This window comes from Microbacterium rhizomatis (assembly GCF_008710745.1).
GTDB classification, from domain to species: Bacteria; Actinomycetota; Actinomycetes; order Actinomycetales; family Microbacteriaceae; genus Microbacterium; species Microbacterium rhizomatis.
The window spans coordinates 247,938-271,369 of record NZ_VYSA01000002.1; the positions used below are offsets into that span (position 1 = coordinate 247,938).

A 23,432-nucleotide genomic window follows, 5' to 3' on the forward strand; every position below is an offset into this window, starting at 1 on the left:
TCCCGCAAAGGAAAGATCATGAACACGTACCGCGACGACATCGAGGCCGTCCGTGCCCTCAGAGCGCAGCACGGCTCGAGCTGGGATGCCATCGACCCCGAGTCCGCCGCCCGCATGCGGGCGCAGAACCGATTCCGCACCGGGCTCGAGATCGCCCAGTACACGGCCGACATCATGCGCCGCGACATGGACGAGTACGACGCCGACTCTTCGGTGTACACGCAGTCGCTCGGGGTCTGGCACGGCTTCATCGGGCAGCAGAAGCTGATCTCGATCAAGAAGCACCTCAAGACGACGAACAAGCGGTACCTGTACCTGTCGGGGTGGATGGTCGCCGCGCTCCGTTCCGAGTTCGGCCCGCTTCCCGACCAGTCGATGCACGAGAAGACCTCGGTCCCGGCTCTGATCCAGGAGCTGTACACGTTCCTGCGGCAGGCCGACGCCCGCGAGCTCGACCTGCTCTTCACGAAGCTCGACGGTGCGCGCGCCGCGGGCGACGACACCGCGGTCGAGTTCATCCAGTCGCAGATCGACAACTACGAGACCCACGTCGTGCCGATCATCGCCGATATCGACGCCGGCTTCGGCAACCCCGAGGCCACCTACCTTCTGGCCAAGAAGATGATCGAGGCGGGCGCGTGCGCCATCCAGATCGAGAACCAGGTGTCGGACGAGAAGCAGTGCGGCCACCAGGACGGCAAGGTCACGGTGCCGCACGAGGACTTCATCGCCAAGCTCACGGCGGTGCGTTACGCGTTCCTCGAGCTCGGCATCGACAACGGCATCATCGTCGCCCGGACCGACTCCCTCGGCGCCGGCCTCACGCAGAAGCTCGCCGTCACGAACGAACCGGGTGACCTGGGCGACCGGTACAACTCGTTCCTCGACGCCGAAGAGATCTCGGAGGCCGAACTCGGCAACGGCGACGTCGTGATCAAGCGGGGTGGCGCGCTGATGCGCCCGAAGCGTCTCGCCAGCAACCTGTACCAGTTCCGCCCGGGAACCGGTGAGGAGCGTGTCGTACTCGACTGCATCACGTCGCTGCGCAACGGTGCCGACCTGCTCTGGATCGAGACCGAGAAGCCGCACGTGGAGCAGATCGCCGCCATGGTGGACGCGATCCGCGAAGAGATCCCGAATGCGAAGCTCGTCTACAACAACAGCCCGTCGTTCAACTGGACGCTCAGCTTCCGGCAGCAGGCCTACGACCTGCTGGTCGAACAGGGCGAGGATGTCGCGGCCTACGACCGCGGCGACCTGATGAACGTCGAGTACGACGACACCGAGCTGGCACGGCTGGCGGACGAGAAGATCCGCACGTTCCAGCGCGACGGGTCGGCGCGCGCGGGCATCTTCCACCACCTGATCACGCTCCCGACCTACCACACAGCGGCCTTGTCGACCGATGACCTCGCGAAGGGGTACTTCGGCGAGGAGGGGATGCTCGCGTACGTGAAGGGCGTGCAGCGCCGCGAGATCCGCGAGGGGATCGCCACCGTCAAGCACCAGAACATGGCGGGCAGCGACATCGGCGACAACCACAAGGAGTACTTCGCCGGTGACGCCGCCCTCAAGGCCGGCGGTCAGCACAACACGATGAGCCAGTTCAGCTGACTCCTCATCCGCGAGACGCGGCTCCGGAACCTTCCTGACCCCAGGGATGGTGCCGGGGCCGCGTCTCGCGACGGTTGTGAGCGCCCGGGTACGCTGGACGGCGTGACAGACAGCATCCCCGCCCTCTCCCGCAAGCTCAGCGCGATCGCCGAATCAGCGACGCTCAAGGTCGACGCCAAGGCCAAGGCCCTCCAGGCCGCCGGGCGCCCCGTGATCAGCTATGCGGCGGGCGAGCCCGATTTCGCGACACCGCAATTCATCGTGGATGCCGCGGCCGAGGCCCTCCACGACCCCAAGAACTTCCGCTACACGCCGGCGGCCGGCCTGCCGGTGCTCCGCGAGGCCATCGCCGTCAAGACGCTGCGCGACTCGGGACTCGACGTCGATGCATCCCGCATCGTCGTCACCAACGGCGGCAAGCAGGCGGTGTACCAGGCGTTCCAGGCGGTCGTGAACCCGGGCGACGAAGTGCTGCTGCCGGCGCCTTACTGGACGACGTATCCCGAGGCGATCCGGCTCGCCGACGGCGTCCCGGTCGAGGTCTTCGCCGACGCCGACCAGGACTACCTGGTCACCGTCGAGCAGCTCGAGGCCGCCCGCACCGACCGCACGACCGTGCTCGTCTTCGTGTCGCCGTCGAACCCGACCGGATCGGTGTACTCGCCCGAGCAGACCAGGGCGATCGGCGAGTGGGCCCTGGCGAACGGCATCTGGGTCATCACCGACGAGATCTACCAGAACCTCGTCTACGACGGCGTGCGCGCCGTATCGATCGTCGAGGCGGTACCCGCCCTGGCCGAGCAGACCATCCTCGTCAACGGCGTCGCCAAGACCTACGCCATGACGGGGTGGCGCGTGGGCTGGATGATCGGGCCGAAGCGCGCGATCACGCTCGCCGCCAACCTGCAGTCGCATCTGTCGAGCAACGTCAACAACATCGCCCAGCGCGCGGCTCTGGCGGCCCTCACGGGGCCGCAGACCGAGGCCGAGGGGTTCCGCGCGGCGTTCGATCGCCGCCGGCAGCTCATCGTCGCCGAACTGTCGAAGATCCCGGGCATGACCGTGCCGACCCCGCTCGGGGCGTTCTACGTCTACCCCGACGTGCGGGGCCTGCTGGGCAGGGAATGGGAGGGGATCACCCCGACGACGAGCCTCGAGCTGGCCGACCTCATCCTCGACAAAGCCGAGGTCGCGGCCGTCCCGGGCGAAGCGTTCGGCCCGAGCGGCTATCTCCGCCTGTCATACGCCCTGGGCGACGACCAGCTGCTGGAGGGCGTGCAGCGCCTGCAGAGGCTCTTCGGAACGGCGGAGGGCTAGAGCTCGACGCCGACCAGGACGGGTTCGGGCTGCAGGATCAGTCCGAACTCCGACTGCACCCGACCCTGGATGAACCGGGCGAGCTCGGCGAGCTCGGCCGCGGTGCCGTCACCCCGATTCGTGAGGGCGAGGGCGTGCTTGCTCGAGACCGCCGCGCGCGAGCGCGGCAGCGAGAACCCCTTGCGCACCCCGGCATGTTCGATGAGCCATGCCGCGCTGACCTTCACGTCGGACTCGCCCGAGATCGGGTGCGGCACGACGCCGTCGTACACATCGAGGGGGATGACGGTGACCGGGTCGAGGAGCGCGCGGAGCGGCCATCGGGGGCACGCGTCGGGAAGCGTCCGCGCGAAGGCGGCCGAGACGATCGCGTTCTGGAAGAACGAGCCCGCGCTGCGGGTGTCGGGGTCGCTGTCGTCGAGCACCATCCCCTTGCGCCGCCGCGTCTCGAGCACGTGATCGCGGATCCATCCGAGTGACACGGATGCTGTGGGCCCGAGCCCCAGCGCCGTCCGAAGCTGCTCGCCGCGGACGGGCAGATCGCCGGAGCCCACCTCGGCGAGCTCGAACGTGGCGGACAGGATGACCGCGGGACGCTGCGGAAGCGACCCGTAGTGGTGCTTGAGCACCGACGTGCGGAAGCCGAGACCGAGATCGGCGACCGGGACGACCGACACCTCGCCCGTCTCTTCGTCGATCAGCTCGACCTCGACGAGCGTCTCGGCGATCTCCTGGCCGTAGGCGCCGATGTTCTGCACCGGCGCCGCACCGACCGTACCGGGGATGCCCGACATCGCGGCGATCCCGGCAAGACCCTCGCCGACCGCGTAGGCGACGAGGTCGTCCCACGAGTGCCCGGCCTGCACCTTCAGCCGGACGAACCCGGGGCGTGCGGCCGGAAGCCGCTCGATGCCGCTCGTGAGGACGCGCACGACCGTGCCGGCGAACGGCTCGTCACCGACGAAGAGGTTCGATCCCCCGCCGAGCACGAGCCACGGTTCCGCATCCGCCCACGTCTCGCGAAGCGCCTCGACGAGTTCGTCACGAGTGTGCGCGTCGATCATGCGAGCGGGTGCGCCACCCGTGCGCAGTGTCGTGAGCTCCGCGAGCGGGATCGGTTCGACGTCGGTCATCGGCATCCGCTAGACGAGCCGCACACGCACCTGCGCGCGCCCGAGCACCGCTGTCTCGCCGTGAGTGACCTTGAGATCGATCCGGGCGGTGTCGTCGTCGACGGCGCCGACAGAGGCGACCACGTGCACGGTCGCGCCCTCGGCGGGGTCGACGATGACCGGCTTCGGGAAGCGCACGCCGTATTCGAGGATGCGGCCCGAGTCGCCCAGCCAGCCGACCAGCGTCTCGACGGCGAGGCCCATGGTGAGCATCCCGTGGGCGAGCACGCCCGGGAGCCCCATCGCCACGGCGACGTCGTCGCGGTAGTGGATCGGGTTGAAGTCGCCCGACGCGCCCGCGTAGCGCACGAGCGACTCCCGCGTGAGATGGACGTCGCGCTCCGCGACGACGGTGCCGACCTCGAGGGCGCTCACGCGGCGTCCTCGCCGACGACCAGCAACGACGTCGTCGTGACGACGTGGGCACCCTGCGCATCCGTGATCTCGGCCTCGCACGTGACCATCGCGTTGCCGCCGACGGCGCGTATCGAGGTGATCCGCAGGTTTCCGGTCAGCTCGTCGCCCGCGACGATCGGGCGCGAATAGCGGAACCGCTGCTCGCCGTGCAGGATCCGCGACAGGACGATGCCCGAGTCGGGTTCGGCGAGCAGCTGCTGCAGCGTCACATCCTGCACGACCATCGCGAACGTGGGCGGTGCGACGACGTCCGGGTAGCCGAGGGCCCGCGCCGCGGCGGGGTCGAAGTGCTGGGGATCGTCGGCGAAGACGGCACGGGCGAACTCGCGCACCTTCTCGCGACCGACGAGGTAGGCAGGGGTGGGCGGGAACGCCCGGTCGACGAGCGATGGGTTGACCGGCATCCCCCCATCCTATCGAGCGCGCACCCGCCCCTTCGGGGCGTCGGATCTTCAGCGGCGTTCGCGATGAAGAGGAGGGGCGGATGCGGTCAGCGGGTGCGACCCCGGACGGCGCGGATCGCCATCTGCACGGCGATGAAGGTCAGGAACGCGGCGAACAGGATATTGCCGAGCAGCGGATCGACGAGCGTCGCGATCCAGGCCCCGAGCGCGGTGGTGGTGCACGCGGCCGCGCCGACGAGGACCGCGGCGAGCAGGTCGACATTGCGCCTGCGGACGTTGCCGATCGTGCCGGAGAGCGCGGTCGGGATCATCATGAGGAGCGAGGTGCCCTTGGCGATCAGGTCGCTCGTGCCGAACAGCAGCATCAGTGCCGGCACGACGACCACTCCGCCACCGACCCCGAGGAGGCCGGCGAGGACGCCGGTGACCAGACCGAGCGCGATGAGACCGATGATCGTCAGCACGGTGAGATCGAGCGTGGCGTCGCGCGAAGGGACGACGACGAACAGCGTCACGATGACCACCGCGAGGAAGGCGACGAACCCCCACCTCAGAGCAGTCTGGGATATGCGCGGCAGCAGCCACGTGCCGATCTGGGCGCCGATCACGGCACCCACGGCGAGGATCACGGCGGGGATCCAGGCCACCGAGCCGTGCAGAGCGTAGGAGATCACCCCGACCGTCGCCGTCGGAACGATCGCGGCGAGCGATGTGCCCGCCGCGAGGCGCTGGTCGAACTTCAGGAGGAGGACGAGGAGGGGGACGATGACCGTGCCGCCGCCGACGCCGAAGAGTCCGGACAGGAGGCCTGCGGCCAGCCCGATCCCCAGGCAGGCGAAGACGAAGCCGGCGGTGCGGGGGGCGCGGGGCGTGCGGTCTGAGGTTCCCGTCACGTCAGTTCGTCACGGACTCGACGGTGTCGATCGCCCACAGCTCGCCGTCGCGGACGAGTGTGTAGGTGAAGTAGTTGCCGTACGGCTCGGGGGTGTCGAGCAGATTGCCCGCATCGTCGTAGAGCGCGTCGTAGGTCTCGGTCGTGTAGACGATGATCGTCGCGCCGCTCGACTCGACGTCGTCCACGGTGAGGAGGTAGTTGTCCTTCGTATCCGTGAAGTCGTTCGAGATCGACTGGAACGTGGGACAGTCCGACAACTGGTTCGCGTCGCGGAACGCAGTGGTCGTCGACGTGAAGAGCTTGTCGCAGTCCGCGGTCGCCCAGGCCTGGTCGTACATCTTCACAGCCGCGACGGCGTCCTCTTGGTCGGCGCTCGACGTCGTCGGAGCACTGGTGGACGTACCGCCGGAGGTCGCGCCCGAGGTGGCCGACGAGACGGCGTGCGAGAACATCCCGATGAAGATCGGGATGAGGATCGCCGCGAGGACGACGATCCCGAGGATCACGACGCCGAGCACCACCCAGAGGATCCAGAGCTTCGATCTGCGCGGCTCGGTGGCCGCGATGAAGGCGCCGCCACCGGAGTAGTCGGCGGGGTAGCCGGCCTGGGCGGGGGCGACGGGGTAGCCGGCCTGAGCGGCGGAGGTCCCTGTGGTCGGCGGGGCCGCAGCATCCGGAGTGTGCACGTGCGCGGTCCACTGCGTGCCGTCCCACCACCGCTGAGCGCCGTGCCCGTCGTCGTACCAGCCGGGGGGTGTCGTCGTCATGACCGCCTCGCTTCCTGCGCCGCGTGCGACGCTGAACCCACCCTATCGGCGCGCGATCAGGCCGCGATGAGGCGGATCGCCATGAACTGCCGACCGGGCAGTTCGACGCGCACCGAGTCGGCCTGAGTCTCCGGCATGCGCTCGATCGTCATGTTCCAGGTGTCGATCACTTCCACGTGGAAACGGCGTCCCGCCGGCAGCACGACGTTGCGGAAGCGCGGGCGGTTGAACCCGAAGTATCCGATCCGGTATTCCTCGCCCGACCCGCCCCAGGGTACGTCCCAGTCGGACGGGAGCGGATCGAGCACGCCGTCCGGGGCATCGGCGAGGACGCTCTCGAGGAAGGCGATGCGATCGGGCGACGTGCCTTCGAGCACTCCCCCCTTCGACCACCACAGCTCTTCGCGATCATTCAGGTAGGTCTCGCCGTGTCCGACGTAGCCGCCGCGGATCGCTCCCTCCCAGAATCGTCGCGTGAGCTCTTCGCCGGTGATGTTGCCCCACCCCTGATCGATGTCGCCCTCGTAGGCGCATTCGTCGATCACGATCGGCTTGCCCCAGCGCTCGCGCCACTCGTCGGTGTTCTCCGCGGTGCGGTACACGTCGACGCGCTGGACGCTGCAGTGCGTGATCCACGGGCGCGAGTAGTCGTAGAACGGCCGGCAGTTGTGGATCGAGTTGAGGTGGCCGTGCGGGTCTTCGGCGCCGACGACGGCGGCCAGGCGCTCCCAGTCCGCTTCGTCCTTCGCCCAGAGCAGGTCGTACTCGTTCGCCATCGACCACCACACGTTCGCGTAGGCCGCGAGGCGGCGGACGACATAGCGGAGGTAGCGCTCGTCGACCGCCGGGCCGAGATCGGCGAACCCCCACCGGTCATATGCGTGGAAGAGGATGAGGTCGGCCTCGATGCCGAGTTCGCCGAGCTGGGCGATCCGTCGCTCGAGGTTGCGGAAGTGCGCGGCGTCGAAGCGCTCGAGATCGAACCCGTCGGCGAGCGAGCCCACGAAGGGGAAGTCGGCCGGTTCGTTCGCGTTGTACAGGTACGACTTGGGGAAGATGCACATCCGCATCTTGGTGAACGGGCCGGCTCCGAGGGTGGCGAGGGTCTGCTCCTGCATCTCGGCCGGCTGGTGGGTCCAGGCGTACGCGGTCGTACCGAGCGGGCGGTGCCGTGTGCCGTCGGCGTGACGGAAGTGAAAGCCGTCGACCCGCACGGGACCGTGGGTTCCTGGAGCGGGCGCCGTGACGACGACCGCTCCGGTGAGCCCGTCCAGAGAGCGTGCGGTGGAGCGGGTCGTGAAGGTCCACTCCCCCTCTTCCTCGGCGAGCAGGCGCAGCAGGTAGACGCCGTCATCGTCGTAGAAGCCACCCACCCGCAGCTCGCGATCACCGTGCCGGAAGACGGCGTCGAGCTCGACGTCGACGAACGGATTGCCGTGACGCGGTCCGTCGATCCGCACCTCGACGACGCCCCACCGCGGCGTCGGAGCGGGGATCGTCACACGGGCGGATGCTGCGGCCACCGCCTCGCCCTCGTAGTCCGGATCGGGCTCGACGGCGGGACTGTACGGCGCACGGGAGTCGATGCCGTCGCCGACGTCGGCCAGGGCGGCCCAGAAGCCGTCGCGCGTGTCGGGGTCGTCGAGCCCCGGCACGATCGCGATCAGCTGCCCGAGCCGGATGTCACGGAACTGCAGCGCCATCGGCGACGCCGCGACGCCGGGGAGGAAGGTCTCCAGCACCGCCCTGCCGCCGGGGCTGTCGATCGTCTCGCCGAATGTGGATGCGCGGTCGAACATCGTGCTCCTCAGGATCGATCGGTCGCAGCCGGCACGGTCGCCAGCGCGTCTTCGACGGCGGCGACCAGGTCGGGTGGAGTGAACATGAGCGCCGTGCGGACCGACCGGCCCGTGCCCCAGAGCGTCTCGTCCCGCACGCTCGAGGCCTTCGCCGGGTCGTGCGCAGCGAGCGTGTCGAGGAGGGCGCGGTAGGCGCGCGGGTCGTCGATCACATCGGCGAGCGACGAATCGAGATCGAAGCGGATGCTGCGGGCCGCGGGCTTCTCGGGGGTGAACCGCCACTCGTGGTTTCCGGAGCCGACCGCGTGCGGAACACCGCCGGGCAGGTCGACGATCGCGCGCGTGTTGGGCGGCACCTCTGCCGACACGACGATCTCGGTGCCGTCCCGTCGCCATGCCACCGAGGCAGGGCCGTACGGGGTCCGCAGCGACGCGGAGGCGTGGTCGAATTCCGTCAGCGGCCGCGGCGCGATGCGGAGCATCCGGTATCCGGGCTCTTCCGGCGCGAGCCCCGCGACGGTGCGGTGCAGCCAGTCGGCTACGGCACCGAGGGCGTAGTGGTTGAACGAGGTCATCTCGCCCGGGTTGACGCTCCCGTCGGGGAGGAGGCTGTCCCACCGCTCCCAGATCGTGGTCGCGCCCATCGTCACCGGGTACAGCCACGAGGGGTTCTCGGTCTGCAGCAGGAGCCGGGCGGCGGCATCCAGATGACCGCCCTTGGCCAGAGCATCCGTCACCAGGGGCGTGCCGACGAAACCGGTCGCGATGCGATAGCCGCCCTCGCGGACGACCTCGGCGAGGCGCTGTGCGAGTGCCTCGCGCAGGTGGGGCCGGGTCACCAGGCCGAACTCGAGCGCCAGCGCGTAGGCGGTGGGGGCGTCGCTCATCATGCGGCCGGCCGGAGTGACGTACTCGGCGACGAACGCGTCGCGCGACCGGTCGGCGAGCGCCGTGTAGCGGGCGACGTCGTCGGTCTCACCGAGCAGCCGGGCCGCGTCGGCGACCTGCCGCAGGGAGCGGGCGAAGTACGCGGTCGCGACGATGTCGCCGTCGACCTTGGCCTGACCGGGCTTGTCGGGCGGCGCCGACGGATCGAGCCAGTCGCCCAGCTGCATCCGGCCGGCCCACAGGCCCGACTCCCCCGCCTGCGCGGCGACGCAGTCGACCCAGGCCTTCATGCTCGGGTACTGGTCGCGGAGCACGCCGAGATCGCCGTACGAGTGGTGCAGCACCGAGGGGACGACGGTCGCGGCGTCGCCCCACGCCGCGGTGGCGCCCAGTCCCCCGCCGAGGCTCGCGAGGGCGGCGGGGACGACGAGGCTGACGTCGCCGCCGTTGTGCGACTGCTCGTGCGCGAGGTCGCGCAGCCACGAGGTGAGGAACGCGTCGCTGTCGTAGAGGTAGGCCGCTGTGGGGCTGAAGACCTGGATGTCGCCCGTCCAGCCCAGTCGCTCGTCGCGCTGCGGGCAGTCTGTCGGGATCGACAGGAAGTTGCCGCGCATACCCCACACGACGTTCTCGTGCAGCCGGTTGATCATCGGATCGGACGACGTGAACCACCCCGTGCGGGTCATGTCGGTGTGCAGCACGACAGCTTCGACGTCGGCCGGATCGAAGTCGCCGGGCCATCCCTCGATCTGCGCGTAGCGGAACCCGTGGAAGGTGAACCGCGACTCGAGCGTCTGCTCGCCGTCGGCGAGATCGAACGTGGCGGTCGAGGCCGAGTTGCGCAGCGGCCGGAGGGCGAGCTCGCCCTCGTCGAGCACTTCGGCGTGCCGCACGGTGACGCGCTGCCCCGCCGTCGCGGTGACGCGCAGGCGGAGTCGCCCGACGAGGTTCTGCCCGAAGTCGAGGATGAGACCGCCCGTGGGCGAGGTGAGCACGTCGGCGACGGCGCGGGTCTCGATGCGCCGGACAGGCGGGGCGATGCGGGCCTCGGGCACGGGCACGTTCTCGTACCCGGGCCGGGTGACTGCGCCGACGCGGGCGGCCGGCCATTCCGATGCGTCGAATCCCGGGATCGACCAGTCGCCGATCGCGCGCCGGAGGTCTTGGTGCTCGCCCGCGTAGATGCCGCTGTCGACGATCGGGCCCTCACCGTGGGCCCGCCAGCCGTCGCCGGTGGGGGCGACGGTGTGCACCGACCCGTCGGAGTACTCGACGCGCAGCTGCGCGAGGAAGCTCGGCTGGTCGCCGTAGACCTGATCCGTGTAGACGAAGAAGCCGTACTTCTCGGTGTACCAGGCCCCCGCCAGCGTCGCCGCGAGCACGTTCTCGCCCTCGCGGACGAGGGCCGTGACATCGACGGTCTCGTGGATCAGGCGGTCGCGGTAGCTCGTCCACCCGGGGGCGAGCACGTCCTCAGACACGGGGCTGCCGTTGATCTCGGGCTCGGCGGAGCCGAGTGCGGTCCACAGGAGCGTGGCGCGCTCCACAGGGCGGTCGAGATGGAACGCGGTCCGCAGCAGGACGGGTTGCCCCGGGCGCACGGCATCCGCGAGCCCGATGGGCTGCGCCACCCACTCGTCGTCACCGAGGAACGCCGCCTCGACCCAGGTCGGCGCGCTCCACTCGGTCTGCGTGCCACTCGTCGCGCGCACACGCACCGAGATCGCCCGCGCTTGGCCGACCGCGAGCGGGGTGAACGGCCAGTCGATCAGCACGCTGTCGCGGCCGTCGATCGTGACTTCGTCGTCGCCGGCATTCCCCCCGGTGCAGCGTACGTCGACGGATGCCTGCTCCCAGCCGGTCTCGTCGGTTTCGACCGTCCAGGTCAGGCGCGGGCGCGGCGTGGCGACCAGGTGGGTGTCGTCGCGCAGTTCGGCGCGCACGGTGGCCACGCGTGCGGAAGTCATTCGTCGTCTCCTTCGGCGATCCAGGAGTGAAACGATACATCGCCGGACACGGCGTACATTCCGATCACGCGGCCGGTGAACGACTCGGTCGTCTCGGACGACAGGAATCTGCCGTCCACCTCGGCGAGCTCGATGCGCTGCCCCCCGATCGTGGCCGCCAGGCGGAAGAGGTCGCTCGTGCGGACGAAGCCACCCTGCCCGTCGGGCTTCACCGAGTCGATGTGGAGAGCGATCGGACCGTTCGCGGGCTGATGCGTCCACTCCTGGCGGAGATCCCCCACCACCGCCCGGGCCCTGACGGCTCCCCCGCCCACCTCCACCTCGAGGTGGAAGCGCTCGTCATAGCGCACGCCGAGCCCGCCGACGCCCGCCGACGCGTCGATCGTCACGGTCACACTGTTGGTCAGATGCTCCTGGCGCCGCCCGAGGAACACGGGGCGAGGGTCGTCGAGCGTCGAGCCGTCACCGTGCAGGGTCAGCCGGCCCGGGCGCGCGGAGAGGTCAGCGATGGCCGAGGTCGGGCGTCGGATCGCCAGCCATTCGCCGTCCAGCCCGGCGTCGGGCGAGAAGTCGAGCGCGACCCGCGTACCGGGGCGGGGGTTCAGCAGCACCGGCGCGATCGTCGGCCAGCCGTTCTGGTGCCACTGCACGGGCGAGACGAAGGTCTCGCGGCCGAGGGCGGAGAACGCGCGCGTGCCGCTACGCGGACGCACACCCAGCATGATGCAGAACCACTCGCCGCCGGGACCGATGACGAGATCGCCGTGGCCGGTGTTCTGCACGGGCCGGATGGTCGACCGCGCCGAGACGAGCGGGTTCTGCGGCGCGGTCTCGAAGGGCCCTTCGGGGCCGGCGCTGCGGGCGATGCTGATGCTGTGCCCGCGCTCGGTGCCGCCCTCCGCGATCATGAGATACCACGTTGCGCCCACCTGGTAGAGGTGCGGGGCTTCGGGGAACTGGCCGCCCGTGCCCGACCACAGCGACCGCGGCTCTTCGAGCGCGATGTGGTCGTCGAGGTCGACCTTCACCTGCTGGATGCCGAGGTGCGTGCCGATCGAGGGGCCTCCGGGAGTCTCGGTGAGGATGAGGCCGGAGTACGTGATGTAGGCGGTGCCGTCATCGGCCCAGGCGATGTCGGGGTCGATGCCGTTGATGCTGCCCGCCCCGTCCGCGCTCAGGATGACGTCACCGTCGCTCCACGGACCCGCGGCGTCCGTCGCGGTGAAGTGCAGCATCCCGCGGCCCATGGCGACCGTGACCACGAGGTGGAAGAGCCCGTCTCGATAGCGGATCGTCGGCGCCCAGACGCCGCCCGACGTCGGCACATCGCCGATGCCGAAGACCTCGGGTGTCGCACCGACATGCCCGATCAGCTCCCAGTTCTCGAAATCTCGCGAGCGATGGATCGGGATGCCGGGGAGGTATTCGAAGCTCGAGGTCGCGAGGAACCACTCGTCCCCCACCCGTACGACACTCGGATCGGGGTGAAAGCCGTTCAGGACGGGGTTGTGGAGCGTGGTCACGCGGATTCCTCGTTTCGCATGTCAGTCGGACAGATCGGCGTCGCCCGCGAGCATCCCGTCCAGCCGCTGGGCGATCTCGCCGAGGCGATCGTCGGCGATGCCCGTCGCGGGGCCGGACAGATCGTGCGTGCTCACGCTGCGACCTCGGCCGTCGCGCGAACGATCTGGAGGGGCAGTTCGCCGACCGATGCTCCCGCGTGCAGCGTGAACTCGCCCGGTTCGACCACCCATCCGCCGCTCCAGTGCGCGAGCCGGCGTTCCGGAATCGTGATGCGGGCCGTCACGGTCTGGCCTGCCTCCGCGCGGACGACGGCGAAGCCCACGAGCCAGCGCACGGGCCGGTCGACATCGGACCGCGACCGCTCGGCGTAGACCTGGACGACCTGCTTGCCCGCGCGGTCACCCGTGTTGGTGAGCGTCACGACGACCCCGTCGCCGTCGGCCTCGATCGAATCCCACGACCAAGTCGTGTAGCCCAGGCCATGCCCGAAAGCGTAAGCCGGGGTCGCCCCGGCACGCAGCCACGCGCGATAGCCGATGTGGATGCTCTCGTCGTACGTGAGGGTGCCGTCCGTGGGTGTCACCCCGGTGACGGGCACATCGGCGAGCGCGGCGGGCCACGAAGTGGGGAGGCGGCCACCGGGCTCGGCCTCTCCGGTGAGTACGTCGGCGAGGGCGGCGCCGAACTCCTGCCCGCCGAACCAACCGAGCACGACCGCCGCGACGTCGTCGCGCCACGGCATGACGACGGGCGATCCGGCGTTGACGACCACGACGGTGCGTGGGTTGGCCGCAGCCACCGCCCGCACGAGGTCGTCCTGCCGGCCGGGAAGGTTCAGATCTGTGCGGTCGTAGCCCTCGGACTCGACCTTCGAGTTCGTGCCGACGACCACGATCGCGACATCGGATGCGGCGGCCGCAGCCACCGCACGGGCGATGAGTTCGTCGGGGTCGGAGTCGTCGGGTGCGATGCCGACGGTGGCGCTGAAGACACCCTGCAGGGCGGAATCGTTCGACCCCATGAGGAATTCGGCACGGATCTCGATGGACTCGCCGGCGGTGACGGCGACCGGGGCGGTCGCCGAGGGCGGATTGAGGAATGCCGCGCCGAGGTCCGTGCCGGTGATGATCGGGGTGTCATCGACGACGAGCCGCCCGTCGACGAAGACCCTCGCGTGCCCGCCGCCGGCGAAGCCGAGGAGGATCGTGCCGGACTCCTCGGGGGTGTAGCGCGTGCGCACGACGAGCGTGGACGACGCAGTCACAGGGGCGTCGCCGCCGAACCACACCAGCGCGGTCGCGCGGCGGTCTTCGGCGAAGAGCACCGTGCCGGCAGCATCCAGGAACTCGACCCGCGCTCCCGGCTCGCCGGTGACCGGATTCTGCATGCGCGCGAGCGGCAGCTCGGCCACGCCCTCCTGCACGATCGCGCCGAGCGAATACGACACGTCGGCTCCGGCGAGCGCGGCGCGGATGCCGTCCAGCGGCGACGTGATGCGCTCGGGCAGCACGGTGGCGCTGCCGCCACCCTGGGTGCGGGCGTCGCGCGCGTTGTGGCCGATCACGGCGACGGAACGCAGGGATGCCGCATCCAGCGGAAGAATGCCCTCGTTGCGCACGAGCACGGTGCCTTCGATCTCGGCCTCGCGGGTGAACGCGACGCCGTCCACAGGGGCGATCGCCCGGGGTGTCGCACCGTCGAGGGCGCCGACGCGCTCGGCGAGGAGCAGCATGCGCAGAACCTTGCGGTCGACATCGGCCTCGTTCAGGCGACCGTCACGCACGGCCGCGACGACATCGGCCCACGCCGGCGCGGGCCCGGGCATCGCGAGGTCCTGCGCGGCGGAGATCGCGTCGAGGCTGCGCACGGCGGTCCAGTCCGAGACGACGATCCCGTCGAAACCCCATTCCGAGTTCAGGGGCGTCTCGAGCAGGTCGTTCTCGGTCATCGTGACGCCGTCGACCGAGTTGTAGGCGCTCATGAGCGCCCAGGCTCCGGCGCTCACCGCGCGCTCGAACGGCGCGAGGTACAGCTCGCGGAGCGCGCGCTCATCCACCCGCACGTCGACCGTGAAGCGGTCGGTCTCCGAATCGTTGGCGACATAGTGCTTGGGGGTCGCTGCGACCCCGTTGTCCTGCATTCCTCGTACGTACGCCTCGGCCAGCGCACCCGTGAGCTCGGGGTCTTCGCTGAAGCACTCGAAGTGACGGCCGCCCAGCGGCGAGCGGTGCAGGTTGATCGTCGGGCCGAGCACGACGTCGACGTTCTTGCGCCGCGCCTCGGCTGCGGCGACCGCCCCGTACCGATAGGCGATGTCGTCATCCCACGATGCGGCCAGCGCCGATGCCGACGGCAGGTTGAGCGAGGGCTCGCGCTCGTCCCAGCGCGGACCGCGGACGCCGGCCGGCCCGTCAGAGAGGGTCATGGCCCGCAGGCCGATCGACGGCAGGGGCACGGTGGTCCAGAAGTCGGCGCCCTGGATGAGCGACACCTTCTCTTCGAGGCTCAATCGCTCCAGCAGCGGCAGCAGGTGGTCGGTCGACGCGGTCATTGCGGGCTCCTTGGAAGCGGTGAAGGGCGATGGGATGCCGCGCCCGCACGTTCTCGTGCGGGCGCGGTGCGGTGGAATGCGGGGAGATCTACGAGGCGAGCTTCTCGGCGTCCAGGAAGGCGCGGCGGTCGGTGCGACGCTTCTCCTGCTTGTCGGGGTCGGGCATCGGCGCGGCCATGAAGAGACGCTGCGTGTACGGATGCTGCGGTCTGGAGGTGACCTGATCTCCGTCACCTGTCTCGACGATCTCGCCCCGGTACATCACCGCGACGCGGTGGCTGATGTGCCGGACCACCGCGAGGTCGTGGGTGATGAACAGGTAGGCCACGCCGGTGCGGTTCTGGATCTCGATGAAGAGGTCCAGCACGCGCGCCTGCGTCGACAGGTCGAGAGCCGATACCGGCTCATCGCAGACGATGAGCTTCGGGTCCAGCGCCAGAGCGCGCGCGATCGCGATGCGCTGGCGTTGACCGCCCGAGAACTCGCGCGGGAGACGGCTGCGGGCGTCGCCCGGCAGGCCGACCTGGTCGAGCAGTTCGTGCACACGCGATTTGGCGGCAGTGGCGGCGACGCCGCGCGCCTGGAGCGGCTCGGCGAGGATCTGCTCGATCGTGAGCGACGGGTTCAGCGACGAGTACGGATCTTGGAAGACGACCTGGATCTCGGAGCTGAGCGTGCGCCGGTCGCGGCGGCCCAGATGGCTGATGTCCTGGCCGTCGTACGTGATCGTGCCGCCGGTGACGGGCGCGAGGCCCAGCACGGCGCGACCGAGTGTCGTCTTGCCCGACCCCGATTCCCCCACCAGGCCGAGCGTCTCGCCGGGAAGGATGTCGATCGAGACGCCCTTCAGGGCCTGGAACGGCTTCGCGCGGAATCCCTTGCCCGGGTATTCGACGACGAGGTCGTCGACGGTGAGCAGCGGATCGGTCATGATCGGACTCCCTTCGAGGCGGACGCCGCGAGGGCCGGCCGAGCCGGACCCTCGTCCAGGATCGCGTCCAGCAGCGACTTCGTGTACGGGTGCTCGGGGTGGTTGAAGATGGCGCGCACCGGACCGGTCTCGACGAACAGGCCGCTCTGCATGACAGTCACACGGTCGCACAGGTCGGCGACGACCCCGAAGTTGTGCGTGACCAGCAGCATCGCCATCTGGCGCTCGGCCTGCAGATCGCGCAGGAGGTCGAGAACCTCGGCCTGCACCGTGACGTCGAGCGCGGTGGTCGGCTCGTCGGCGATGATCAGATCGGGGTCGGTCGAGACCGCCCCCGCGATCAGCACGCGCTGGGCCATGCCGCCCGAGACCTCGAACGGATAGGCCTTGAAGGTGCGCAGCGGCTGCGGGATGCCCACGCGCTCGAGGAGCGAGAGCGCCTTGTCGGTCGCTTCCTTCTTCGTCATCCCCAGGGTGACGCGCAGGGGCTCGACGAGCTGGCTGCCGATCGTGAACGACGCGTCGAGGTTCGACATCGGCTCCTGCGGGATGTAGGCGATCCTTCGGCCCCGGATGCCGCTGTACACAGCATCCGAGCCGTTCTGCAGCTGGGTGCCCTCGTACTCGATCGTTCCGCCCGTGACGCTTCCGCCCTTGGGGAGGAGCCCGAGCACGGCGAACGCGGTCTGCGACTTGCCCGAACCGGATTCGCCGATCAAACCGTGCACCTCGCCCTTGCGGATCTCGAGCGAGACGCCGTGCACGACCTCGGTCGTGCTGCCGTCGCTCTGGCCGTAGCCCACGCGCAGATCCTTGATACTGAGCACGACCTCGCGGGAGCGCAGGGCGGACTGCTCGTCGTCGGCGTGCCGGATCGGGTCGCCCTCCGCCGTGCCACCGTCAGCCAGCACGATGTCGAAACTGTCGTCGAGGTCGGTGACGCTCGTCGCCGTCGTGACCGCGGCGACCGAGCCGGTGAGGGTGGTCACGGCCCTGCGACGCTTGCGGCGGACGACGATCGTGCGCTCCAGGACGTCGCGCATGCCGTTGGCGAGCAGTGTCAGCGCGACGCTGGTCAGACCGATCGCGAGCGAGGGCCACAGCATGAGCAGCGGCTGCTTGTAGATGTTCGCGAACGCATCGTTGAGCATCGATCCCCAGGTCGGGACCGACGTGTCACCGAGCCCGAGGAACTCGAGGCCGGACTGGATCGCGATCGCGATGCCCGCCACGATCGCGGTCTGGATGATGATCGGCGCACGAACGACCGACAGCACGTGGCGACCGATGATGCGGGCGTCGCTGAGACCGGAGACCCGTGCGGCGTCGACGAAGAGCTCCGATCGCACGGCCGTGACCGACGTGTAGACGAGCCGGAAGTAGGCCGGCGCCAGGATGATGCCGAAGATGACCATCGAGATCCACACCGAGGGGCCGAGCACGGCGCGTGCCGCGAGCAGCACGACCATGCCGGGAAGAGCCATCACGAGCGAGGTGAACCACGAGGCGACGTTGTCGAACCAGCCCTGGTAGTACCCGGCGAGGAGGCCGGAGGTGACACCGAAGACCAGCGAGACGACGACGGCGAGGACGGCGGCCGCGACGCTGACCTGGGTGGCCACGAGGAGACGCGAGAGCACATCGCGGCCGGCACTGTCGGCGCCGAGGAGGTGCTCCGGGCTCGGGGGCGCCAGGATCAGCTGCAGCGACGCGAGATTGGGGTCGTAAGGGGCGATGAGCGGGCCGATGAAGGCGATGAGGACGACGATCGCGAGGAAGATCAGCGAGATCAGCGACAGCGGTCTGCGCAGCAGCCTGCGGAAGAGGTGCGGGCTGGTGCTCGTCGCGGGGATGGACGTCGGGACTTCGATAGCGGTCATGACAGTCGGACCTTCGGGTTGAGTGCAGCCTGTGCGAGGTCGATCACGAGGTTGACGACGACGGCGATGATCGCGGTCACGATGACGATCCCCATCACGACGGGGATGTCGCCGGACGTCGTCGCCTGCACGGTGAGCGATCCGATGCCGGGCAGGGCGAAGATCTGCTCGACGATGACGGCGCCGCCGATCATGCCGATGAACTGGACGGCCAGGAGGGAGAGCGCGGGGCCGCCGGCGTTGCGCAGCACGTGCTTGTACACGACGCGGTTGGAGCTGAGGCCGCGACTGCGGAGCGTCCGCACGTAGTCACGGCTGACGCCGTCGAGCACCGAGCCGCGGACCTGCTGGGCGATCGAGGCGATCGCTCCGAGCGAGAGGGCGATGATCGGCAGCGTGACGCTGCTCAGCCAACCCGTGAACGACGTCGTTATGGGGATGTATCCGGTCGCCTTGAACCAGTGCAGATTGACGGCGAACACGAGGACGAGGAAGAGCGCGATCAGGAAGCCGGGGATCGCGAAGCCGATGATCGAGATGAACTGCACGGTTCCGTCGACCCATCCGCCGCGGCGGGCGGCGAGGATGCCGAAGACGACGGAGAAGATCGCGGCGAGCAGGATCGCGCCGATCACGATCGACAGCGTGACCGAGAGCCGGCTGGCGAGCTGGACCGAGACGAGCTGGCCGTTGAACCATGACCTGCCCAGGTCTCCGGTCACCGCGGAGGTGAGCCAGTCCCAGAACTGCACGTACAGGGGCCGGTCGAGCCCGAGCTCAGCGGCTTTCTGCGCGACGAGTTCGTCGGAGGCGTTCTGGCCGAGAATCGTGCGAGCGATGTTGCCACTGCCGAGGTAGAGCAGCGTGAAGGCGATCACCGTGATCACGACGACCAGCACGATGCCCGACAGCACGCGGCGCAGAATGAAGCTGAGCATGCGCTCTCCTACTCCTGTGTAGAGGTACGGGTATGGGCCGGCCCGCCCGATCGCTCGGGCGGGCCGGCGCGGTGCTACTGCTTCGGGACGAAGTCGTAGATCGCGGGGTACGCGTTGGTCGGGAGCATCTCGACGGTCGTGTTGGCGTCCGTCGCGAAGCTGCCCTGCACACGGTAGAAGGGGGCGAACCAGGCCTGCTCGACGATGTACTTGTTCAGCTCCTTCGCGACAGAGGCCTGCGTGGCCGCGTCACCGTACTGGATCTGCGTGATGTAGTCGTCGACCTGCGGGTCCTGGTACTTGAAGGGGTTGAACACCGCAGTGGGAGCGATCATGAACTGGATCAGCTGCCAGTCGGGGTTCTGCTCCAGCGCCATGAACGTGGCCGGGTACTTCGGCGCCAGCATGTCGGCGATGAAGTTGCCCACCGCGACGTCCGTCGCCTGCACCGTGATGCCGACGTCCGCAAGCTGCTGGGCGACCAGCGTGTAGGTGGTCGCACCGAGCACGGAGACTGTCGGCATGGCGATCGTCAGCCCGTTCGGGTAACCCGCCTCGGCCAGAAGCTCCTTCGCCTTCGCCGGGTCGTAGTCGTAGTAGCTGTCCAGCGACGGGTCGTATGCGGCCGACGTCTCGGGGAACACCTGCGTGGTCACCGTGCCGTGATCGGTCTGGAGCGCCTTCAGCAGGCCGGCGCGATCGAACGCGTAGTTGATCGCCTGGCGCACCTTGACGTTGCCGAGTGCGGGGTCCATCGAACCCGCGCGGTCCAGGAGCAGCAGGCCCTGGAAGTCGAGCTCGTTCGAGTTGACGGTCCAGCCCGCGGCCTCGACCTCGGTCAGCGCATCGTTGTTGGCGAGCTTGACGCCGTTGGCCTCACCGGCCTTGATCGCGTTGAGCGCGGCGGTCGGGTCGCTGAGCACGTTGATGACGAGGTTGTCGTAGTGCTGCGCATCCTTGTTCCAGTAGTCGGGGTTCTTCTTGTACGAGTAGCTGGTGCCGGTCACCGTCGCAGCGGTGTCGAGCATGTAAGGTCCCGAGCCGACGGGGGTGGTCGCGACATCCGCGCTCGTGAGCGATGCGGCGGAGCCGACGAGACCCGGGTCACGGGTGAGGTAGTTGAGCATGGCCGGGTCGGGCGCGCTCATCGTGATGACGACGGTCTTGTCGTCCGGGGCGGTGAAGCCCGACACCCCGGCGAAGTAGCCCGCGTCCGGCGACGTGCCGGCCTTGAAGCGCTCGAGGTTCTGCACGACCACGTCTCCGGTGAGCTTCGAGCCGTCCGTGAACGTGACGTCATCGCGGAGGGTGAGGGTCAGCACGGTGTTGTCGTCGTTGTACGACCAGTCGGTCGCGAGCCACGGCTTGATCTCGCCTTCGGGGGTCGCGAGCAGGAGCGTGTCGAACACGGCCTGGTAGAACGGCGCGCGGTTGCCCCATTCCGACCCCGCGGGATCGAACGTCGTGGGGGCGGTGATCGCGCCGAGCGTCAGCGTGCCGCCGCTACCGCCCGAACCGTCACCGCTCCCGCCGCCGGCGCAACCGGTGAGCGCGAGCGCCGCGATCGCGAGAACAGCAGCTGTGGATTTCCAACGGAACATCCTTGGTCCCTTCTCCTGGACGCTCCGCCTCTGGTGCGCCTCTGATCGAGGAAATTATCACCAATCCCGAGTGTTCACTAGGTTTTAGGCCAAAAATCTTCAGATGACTCGGTTTTCGTTATCAAACCGCTATCGTGTCCTCATCATGAGCGAGCCCGAGACTCCGCCCCGCACTCGCAAGCCGCGCGGGGAATACGCCAAGACGAAGCAGACGCGCGAGGCGATCCTGGATGCTGCGCTCGAGGTGTTCGCCGAGTCCGGCTACCGATCGGGGTCGATCAGGGAGGTCGCCCTCCGCGTCGGGATGAGCGAACCGGGACTTCTGCATCACTTCCCGAGCAAGCCGGAACTGCTCGCGGCCGTGCTGGAGCGGCGCGACCATCATTCCGAGAGCATGCTCCCCGGGGAGGAAGAGGCGGGGACGCTCACCTTGCGAGGGCTGATCGAGCTCGCAAGCTACAACGCGACCATTCCGGGCGTGGTGGAGCTCTATTGCGTGCTCTCGGCCGAGGCGACCGCGCCGGATCACCCCGCACACGACTACTTCACGTCCCGTTACGAGAACACGCGGATCGTGCTCACGCGCGCGTTCCGCGTGCTCGACGGCGAGCGCCGACTCCTGCGCGGGGTCACGCCCGAAGGCGCGGCGATCGCGACGATCGCCATGATGGACGGGCTACAGGTGCAGTGGTTGCTCAACCGCGAGCTGATGGACATGTCGCACGAGCTGCGCGGCTTCTTCCGGACGTTCGTCGACGCCGAGCTCTGAGCGATCGGCTCAGCGCGACGCCCGTGCGCGTCGGGGCTTGTCTTCTCCCGCCTTCGGCGCGTCCGCGGTGACGTCGATGCGCGGGTGACCCCCGCGCGAGTACCAGACGCCCTCGCGCCCCTCGGCGCCGTGCTGCGCTGCGCGCACCGCCCGCTCGTCCGCCCATCCGTTGAGGCGGTGGCCCGAGTGGCCGCGGACGTGCTCGAGGATCACATCGGGGAGCCCGGCGGCCCGGCGCGCGTCGCGCGCGTCGATCATCTCGCGCAGGATGTCGGCGTTCTTCGTCGGCGCACCCGTCGTCGTCTTCCACCCGCGCCGGGCGTGGTTGTCCATCCACGAGCGATACGTGTCCAGCGCATAGGTGGAGTCGGCCTGCACCCGCAGCCGCGCGATGTGCGCGTGGTCGCGCACCGCGTGGAGGAGCGCGAGCAGCTCGCCGATGTTGTTCGTGCCGTGCAGGAGCGAGCCCGCGGCCCATTCCCCGTCTTCGCCGACCCACGCCCAGCCGGCAGGTCCGGGGTTGCGCTGGCAGGCTCCGTCTGTCGCGACGGTGTACTCGGCATCGCCGAGGGGGGCTGCGGTCGATTCCGCGTCGGGATGGGGCATCCGTTGTTCCTTCCGCGCGTGGCGCCTCAGCAGGCTACCCGACACGGCCGGGCGTGCCGGTCAGAGCTCGAGGCGCGTGATGATCCTGAGAAAGGCGGCCAGCTCGTCGGCCATGTCGAGCGCGCCGCGATCGAGCAGCCACTGCACCTGGAGTCCGTCCATGATGGCGATCGTCGCGTCGGCCGCACTCTGCGGTGTCACCCCGGCCGCCAGCTGCCCCTCTTCTTCGAGCTGGCGGAAGGAATCGACGATCGACGCGCGCACGAACTCGTACCGACTGACGAAGTAGCCGTGAGCGGGGTGGGAGTCCGACGTCGCCTCCGCGGCGAGGATCGCATAGAGCTCGACCACGCCCGGCGTCGAGGCGTTGTGGCGCACGAGCGCGATGAGTCCCCGGATCGACTGTTCGCCGGGCAGCCGGTCGATCGGTGCGATGGCATACGAACGCTGGTCGCGATGGTCGAGCACCCCCTGCAGCAACCCCGCCTTCGAATGGAAGTGGTGCATGAGAGCGGGCTCGCTCATCCCGACGCGTTCGGCGATGTGGCGCAGCGATCCGCCGCGGTACCCGGCCTCGGCGAACACCTCCAGTGCCGCATCGAGGATCGCCGCCCGTGTGGCAGCCGTCTTGGCGTAGGGCCCGCGCGCTCGTCGGGCCCGCGGCGCACTGACGGGATCCATCGCACCTCCGCGATCGTCCGGCGCACCATCGGTGTGCGCCCCGCAGCCACTCTAAACCGAATCCCGAGCACCCGCTCTGTTTTCGCCCGCATATTCCCCGCGAGACCGGATATGCGGCACGAGACCGGGGCAGACGCTTACCTTCTCGCGGCGCCTATCCGGTCTCGCGGGAGGGAACGAGGGGTGCGGGGGGTGCGAGGGGTGCGAGGGTGCGCAGGGGCTTGCGCATGAAGACCTGGGCTGTGCCGTCGCCGTTGTCGATCCGGGTCGACTCGCGGTAGCCGCACTTCTCGTAGAGCGCGATGTTCGCCTCACTGAGGCTGCCGGTGAACAGCTCCGCGACGGAGCTCGTCGACGATTCCTCCGCCTCGGCCAGCAAGCGCCGACCGATTCCTCTGCCCTGCATGTCGGGTGCGATCGCGATGCGCCCGATCAGCAGCACATCGTCGCCCTCGCTCGTGCGGATCGCACCGACGATGCGCTCACCCAGAAGCGCCACGAAGCCGCCCGCATCCTCCAGCTCCGCGGTCAGCTGCTCGAGCGTCTGCACCAGCGGACCCTGCGAGGGGTCGCCGTAGATCTGCGCCTCCGAGACGAATGCCGCGCGCTGCACGGTGAGCACCTCCCCCGCATCCGACGTGCGGATGGGACGCAGGACGATCGCCTGTTCAGAGGTCTCGTGACAGGTGGGGCCCACCCCTTCTCCGGTGA

General features: G+C 69.3%; 19 protein-coding genes. 3 read left to right on the forward strand and 16 right to left on the reverse strand.

Annotated features, from left to right (window positions below):
- Positions 1-18: 18 nt before the first annotated feature.
- Complete coding sequence (locus F6B43_RS09550) at positions 19-1,614, forward strand: isocitrate lyase (protein WP_150448719.1); 1,596 nt, start codon at positions 19-21, stop codon at positions 1,612-1,614.
- 102 nt (positions 1,615-1,716) lie between these two features.
- Positions 1,717-2,931, forward strand: a complete 1,215-nt coding sequence (locus F6B43_RS09555) for a pyridoxal phosphate-dependent aminotransferase (RefSeq protein WP_150448720.1) — start codon at positions 1,717-1,719, stop codon at positions 2,929-2,931.
- Here the strand turns inward: F6B43_RS09555 and F6B43_RS09560 are convergent.
- The 13 genes from F6B43_RS09560 to F6B43_RS09620 form a co-directional block, all read right to left on the reverse strand.
- Positions 2,928-4,064 (reverse strand): UDP-N-acetylmuramate dehydrogenase, encoded by a 1,137-nt coding sequence (locus tag F6B43_RS09560; RefSeq protein ID WP_150448721.1) that lies wholly within the window; start codon positions 4,062-4,064, stop codon positions 2,928-2,930. The genes F6B43_RS09555 and F6B43_RS09560 overlap by 4 nt on opposite strands.
- Positions 4,065-4,073: 9 nt before the next feature.
- On the reverse strand, positions 4,074-4,478 hold the full coding sequence (locus F6B43_RS09565) for a MaoC/PaaZ C-terminal domain-containing protein (protein WP_150448722.1): 405 nt from the start codon (positions 4,476-4,478) through the stop codon (positions 4,074-4,076).
- On the reverse strand, positions 4,475-4,924 hold the full coding sequence (locus F6B43_RS09570; RefSeq protein WP_150448723.1) for a MaoC family dehydratase N-terminal domain-containing protein: 450 nt from the start codon (positions 4,922-4,924) through the stop codon (positions 4,475-4,477). Before F6B43_RS09570 ends, F6B43_RS09565 begins: the two co-directional genes overlap by 4 nt.
- Positions 4,925-5,010: 86 nt before the next feature.
- Positions 5,011-5,817 carry a sulfite exporter TauE/SafE family protein gene (locus tag F6B43_RS09575; protein ID WP_150448724.1) on the reverse strand — a complete coding sequence of 269 codons (807 nt, stop codon included), beginning with the start codon at positions 5,815-5,817 and terminating at the stop codon, positions 5,011-5,013.
- 1 nt (position 5,818) lies between these two features.
- The gene (locus tag F6B43_RS19880) at positions 5,819-6,586 is read right to left on the reverse strand and encodes a DUF2510 domain-containing protein (protein ID WP_150448725.1); all 768 of its coding nucleotides are present in this window, start codon (positions 6,584-6,586) and stop codon (positions 5,819-5,821) included.
- Between the two features lie 56 nt (positions 6,587-6,642).
- Entirely contained in the window at positions 6,643-8,385 is a 1,743-nt protein-coding gene (locus tag F6B43_RS09585) for a DUF5605 domain-containing protein (protein WP_150448726.1), read from the reverse strand.
- 8 nt (positions 8,386-8,393) lie between these two features.
- Positions 8,394-11,240: an alpha-L-rhamnosidase gene (locus F6B43_RS09590; protein WP_150448727.1), complete on the reverse strand. Its 2,847-nt coding sequence runs from the start codon at positions 11,238-11,240 to the stop codon at positions 8,394-8,396.
- Entirely contained in the window at positions 11,237-12,763 is a 1,527-nt protein-coding gene (locus F6B43_RS09595) for a glycoside hydrolase family 43 protein (protein ID WP_150448728.1), read from the reverse strand. The genes F6B43_RS09590 and F6B43_RS09595 overlap by 4 nt, the downstream gene beginning before the upstream one ends.
- A gap of 131 nt (positions 12,764-12,894) precedes the next feature.
- A complete protein-coding gene (locus F6B43_RS09600; protein ID WP_150448729.1) occupies positions 12,895-15,315 on the reverse strand; it encodes a glycoside hydrolase family 3 protein in 2,421 nt (806 codons plus the stop codon).
- Positions 15,316-15,403: 88 nt separating this feature from the next.
- Positions 15,404-16,246: an ATP-binding cassette domain-containing protein gene (locus F6B43_RS09605; RefSeq protein WP_150448730.1), complete on the reverse strand. Its 843-nt coding sequence runs from the start codon at positions 16,244-16,246 to the stop codon at positions 15,404-15,406.
- The gene (locus F6B43_RS09610; protein ID WP_150448731.1) at positions 16,243-18,126 is read right to left on the reverse strand and encodes a dipeptide/oligopeptide/nickel ABC transporter permease/ATP-binding protein; all 1,884 of its coding nucleotides are present in this window, start codon (positions 18,124-18,126) and stop codon (positions 16,243-16,245) included. Before F6B43_RS09610 ends, F6B43_RS09605 begins: the two co-directional genes overlap by 4 nt.
- Complete coding sequence (locus tag F6B43_RS09615; protein WP_150448732.1) at positions 18,123-19,064, reverse strand: ABC transporter permease; 942 nt, start codon at positions 19,062-19,064, stop codon at positions 18,123-18,125. The genes F6B43_RS09610 and F6B43_RS09615 overlap by 4 nt, the downstream gene beginning before the upstream one ends.
- Positions 19,065-19,138: 74 nt before the next feature.
- Entirely contained in the window at positions 19,139-20,665 is a 1,527-nt protein-coding gene (locus F6B43_RS09620) for an ABC transporter substrate-binding protein (protein WP_150448733.1), read from the reverse strand.
- 145 nt (positions 20,666-20,810) lie between these two features.
- Between F6B43_RS09620 and F6B43_RS09625 the strand changes: the two genes are divergently transcribed.
- Positions 20,811-21,434: a TetR/AcrR family transcriptional regulator gene (locus F6B43_RS09625; RefSeq protein WP_150448734.1), complete on the forward strand. Its 624-nt coding sequence runs from the start codon at positions 20,811-20,813 to the stop codon at positions 21,432-21,434.
- 9 nt (positions 21,435-21,443) lie between these two features.
- Here F6B43_RS09625 and F6B43_RS09630 read toward each other — a convergent pair whose 3' ends face one another.
- The 3 genes from F6B43_RS09630 to F6B43_RS09640 all read right to left on the reverse strand — a co-directional run bounded on the left by F6B43_RS09630 (position 21,444) and on the right by F6B43_RS09640 (position 23,418).
- Positions 21,444-22,040: a ribonuclease H family protein gene (locus tag F6B43_RS09630; protein WP_150448735.1), complete on the reverse strand. Its 597-nt coding sequence runs from the start codon at positions 22,038-22,040 to the stop codon at positions 21,444-21,446.
- A gap of 60 nt (positions 22,041-22,100) precedes the next feature.
- The gene (locus F6B43_RS09635; RefSeq protein ID WP_150448736.1) at positions 22,101-22,721 is read right to left on the reverse strand and encodes a TetR/AcrR family transcriptional regulator; all 621 of its coding nucleotides are present in this window, start codon (positions 22,719-22,721) and stop codon (positions 22,101-22,103) included.
- A gap of 154 nt (positions 22,722-22,875) precedes the next feature.
- A complete protein-coding gene (locus F6B43_RS09640; RefSeq protein WP_246159893.1) occupies positions 22,876-23,418 on the reverse strand; it encodes a GNAT family N-acetyltransferase in 543 nt (180 codons plus the stop codon).
- Positions 23,419-23,432: the final 14 nt, after the last annotated feature.

What these genes read in the sequence shown, in the direction of transcription:
- F6B43_RS09625 (WP_150448734.1), top strand. Translation starts at nt 20,811, where the DNA reads ATGAGCGAGCCCGAGACTCCGCCCCGCACTCGCAAGCCGCGCGGGGAA.
- F6B43_RS09605 (WP_150448730.1), bottom strand. Translation starts at nt 16,246, where the DNA reads ATGACCGATCCGCTGCTCACCGTCGACGACCTCGTCGTCGAATACCCG.
- F6B43_RS09635 (WP_150448736.1), bottom strand. Translation starts at nt 22,721, where the DNA reads ATGGATCCCGTCAGTGCGCCGCGGGCCCGACGAGCGCGCGGGCCCTAC.
- F6B43_RS09615 (WP_150448732.1), bottom strand. Translation starts at nt 19,064, where the DNA reads ATGCTCAGCTTCATTCTGCGCCGCGTGCTGTCGGGCATCGTGCTGGTC.
- F6B43_RS09550 (WP_150448719.1), top strand. Translation starts at nt 19, where the DNA reads ATGAACACGTACCGCGACGACATCGAGGCCGTCCGTGCCCTCAGAGCG.
- F6B43_RS09570 (WP_150448723.1), bottom strand. Translation starts at nt 4,924, where the DNA reads ATGCCGGTCAACCCATCGCTCGTCGACCGGGCGTTCCCGCCCACCCCT.
- F6B43_RS09620 (WP_150448733.1), bottom strand. Translation starts at nt 20,665, where the DNA reads ATGTTCCGTTGGAAATCCACAGCTGCTGTTCTCGCGATCGCGGCGCTC.
- F6B43_RS09560 (WP_150448721.1), bottom strand. Translation starts at nt 4,064, where the DNA reads ATGACCGACGTCGAACCGATCCCGCTCGCGGAGCTCACGACACTGCGC.
- F6B43_RS09630 (WP_150448735.1), bottom strand. Translation starts at nt 22,040, where the DNA reads ATGCCCCATCCCGACGCGGAATCGACCGCAGCCCCCCTCGGCGATGCC.
- F6B43_RS09610 (WP_150448731.1), bottom strand. Translation starts at nt 18,126, where the DNA reads ATGACCGCTATCGAAGTCCCGACGTCCATCCCCGCGACGAGCACCAGC.
- F6B43_RS09590 (WP_150448727.1), bottom strand. Translation starts at nt 11,240, where the DNA reads ATGACTTCCGCACGCGTGGCCACCGTGCGCGCCGAACTGCGCGACGAC.
- F6B43_RS09600 (WP_150448729.1), bottom strand. Translation starts at nt 15,315, where the DNA reads ATGACCGCGTCGACCGACCACCTGCTGCCGCTGCTGGAGCGATTGAGC.
- F6B43_RS19880 (WP_150448725.1), bottom strand. Translation starts at nt 6,586, where the DNA reads ATGACGACGACACCCCCCGGCTGGTACGACGACGGGCACGGCGCTCAG.
- F6B43_RS09585 (WP_150448726.1), bottom strand. Translation starts at nt 8,385, where the DNA reads ATGTTCGACCGCGCATCCACATTCGGCGAGACGATCGACAGCCCCGGC.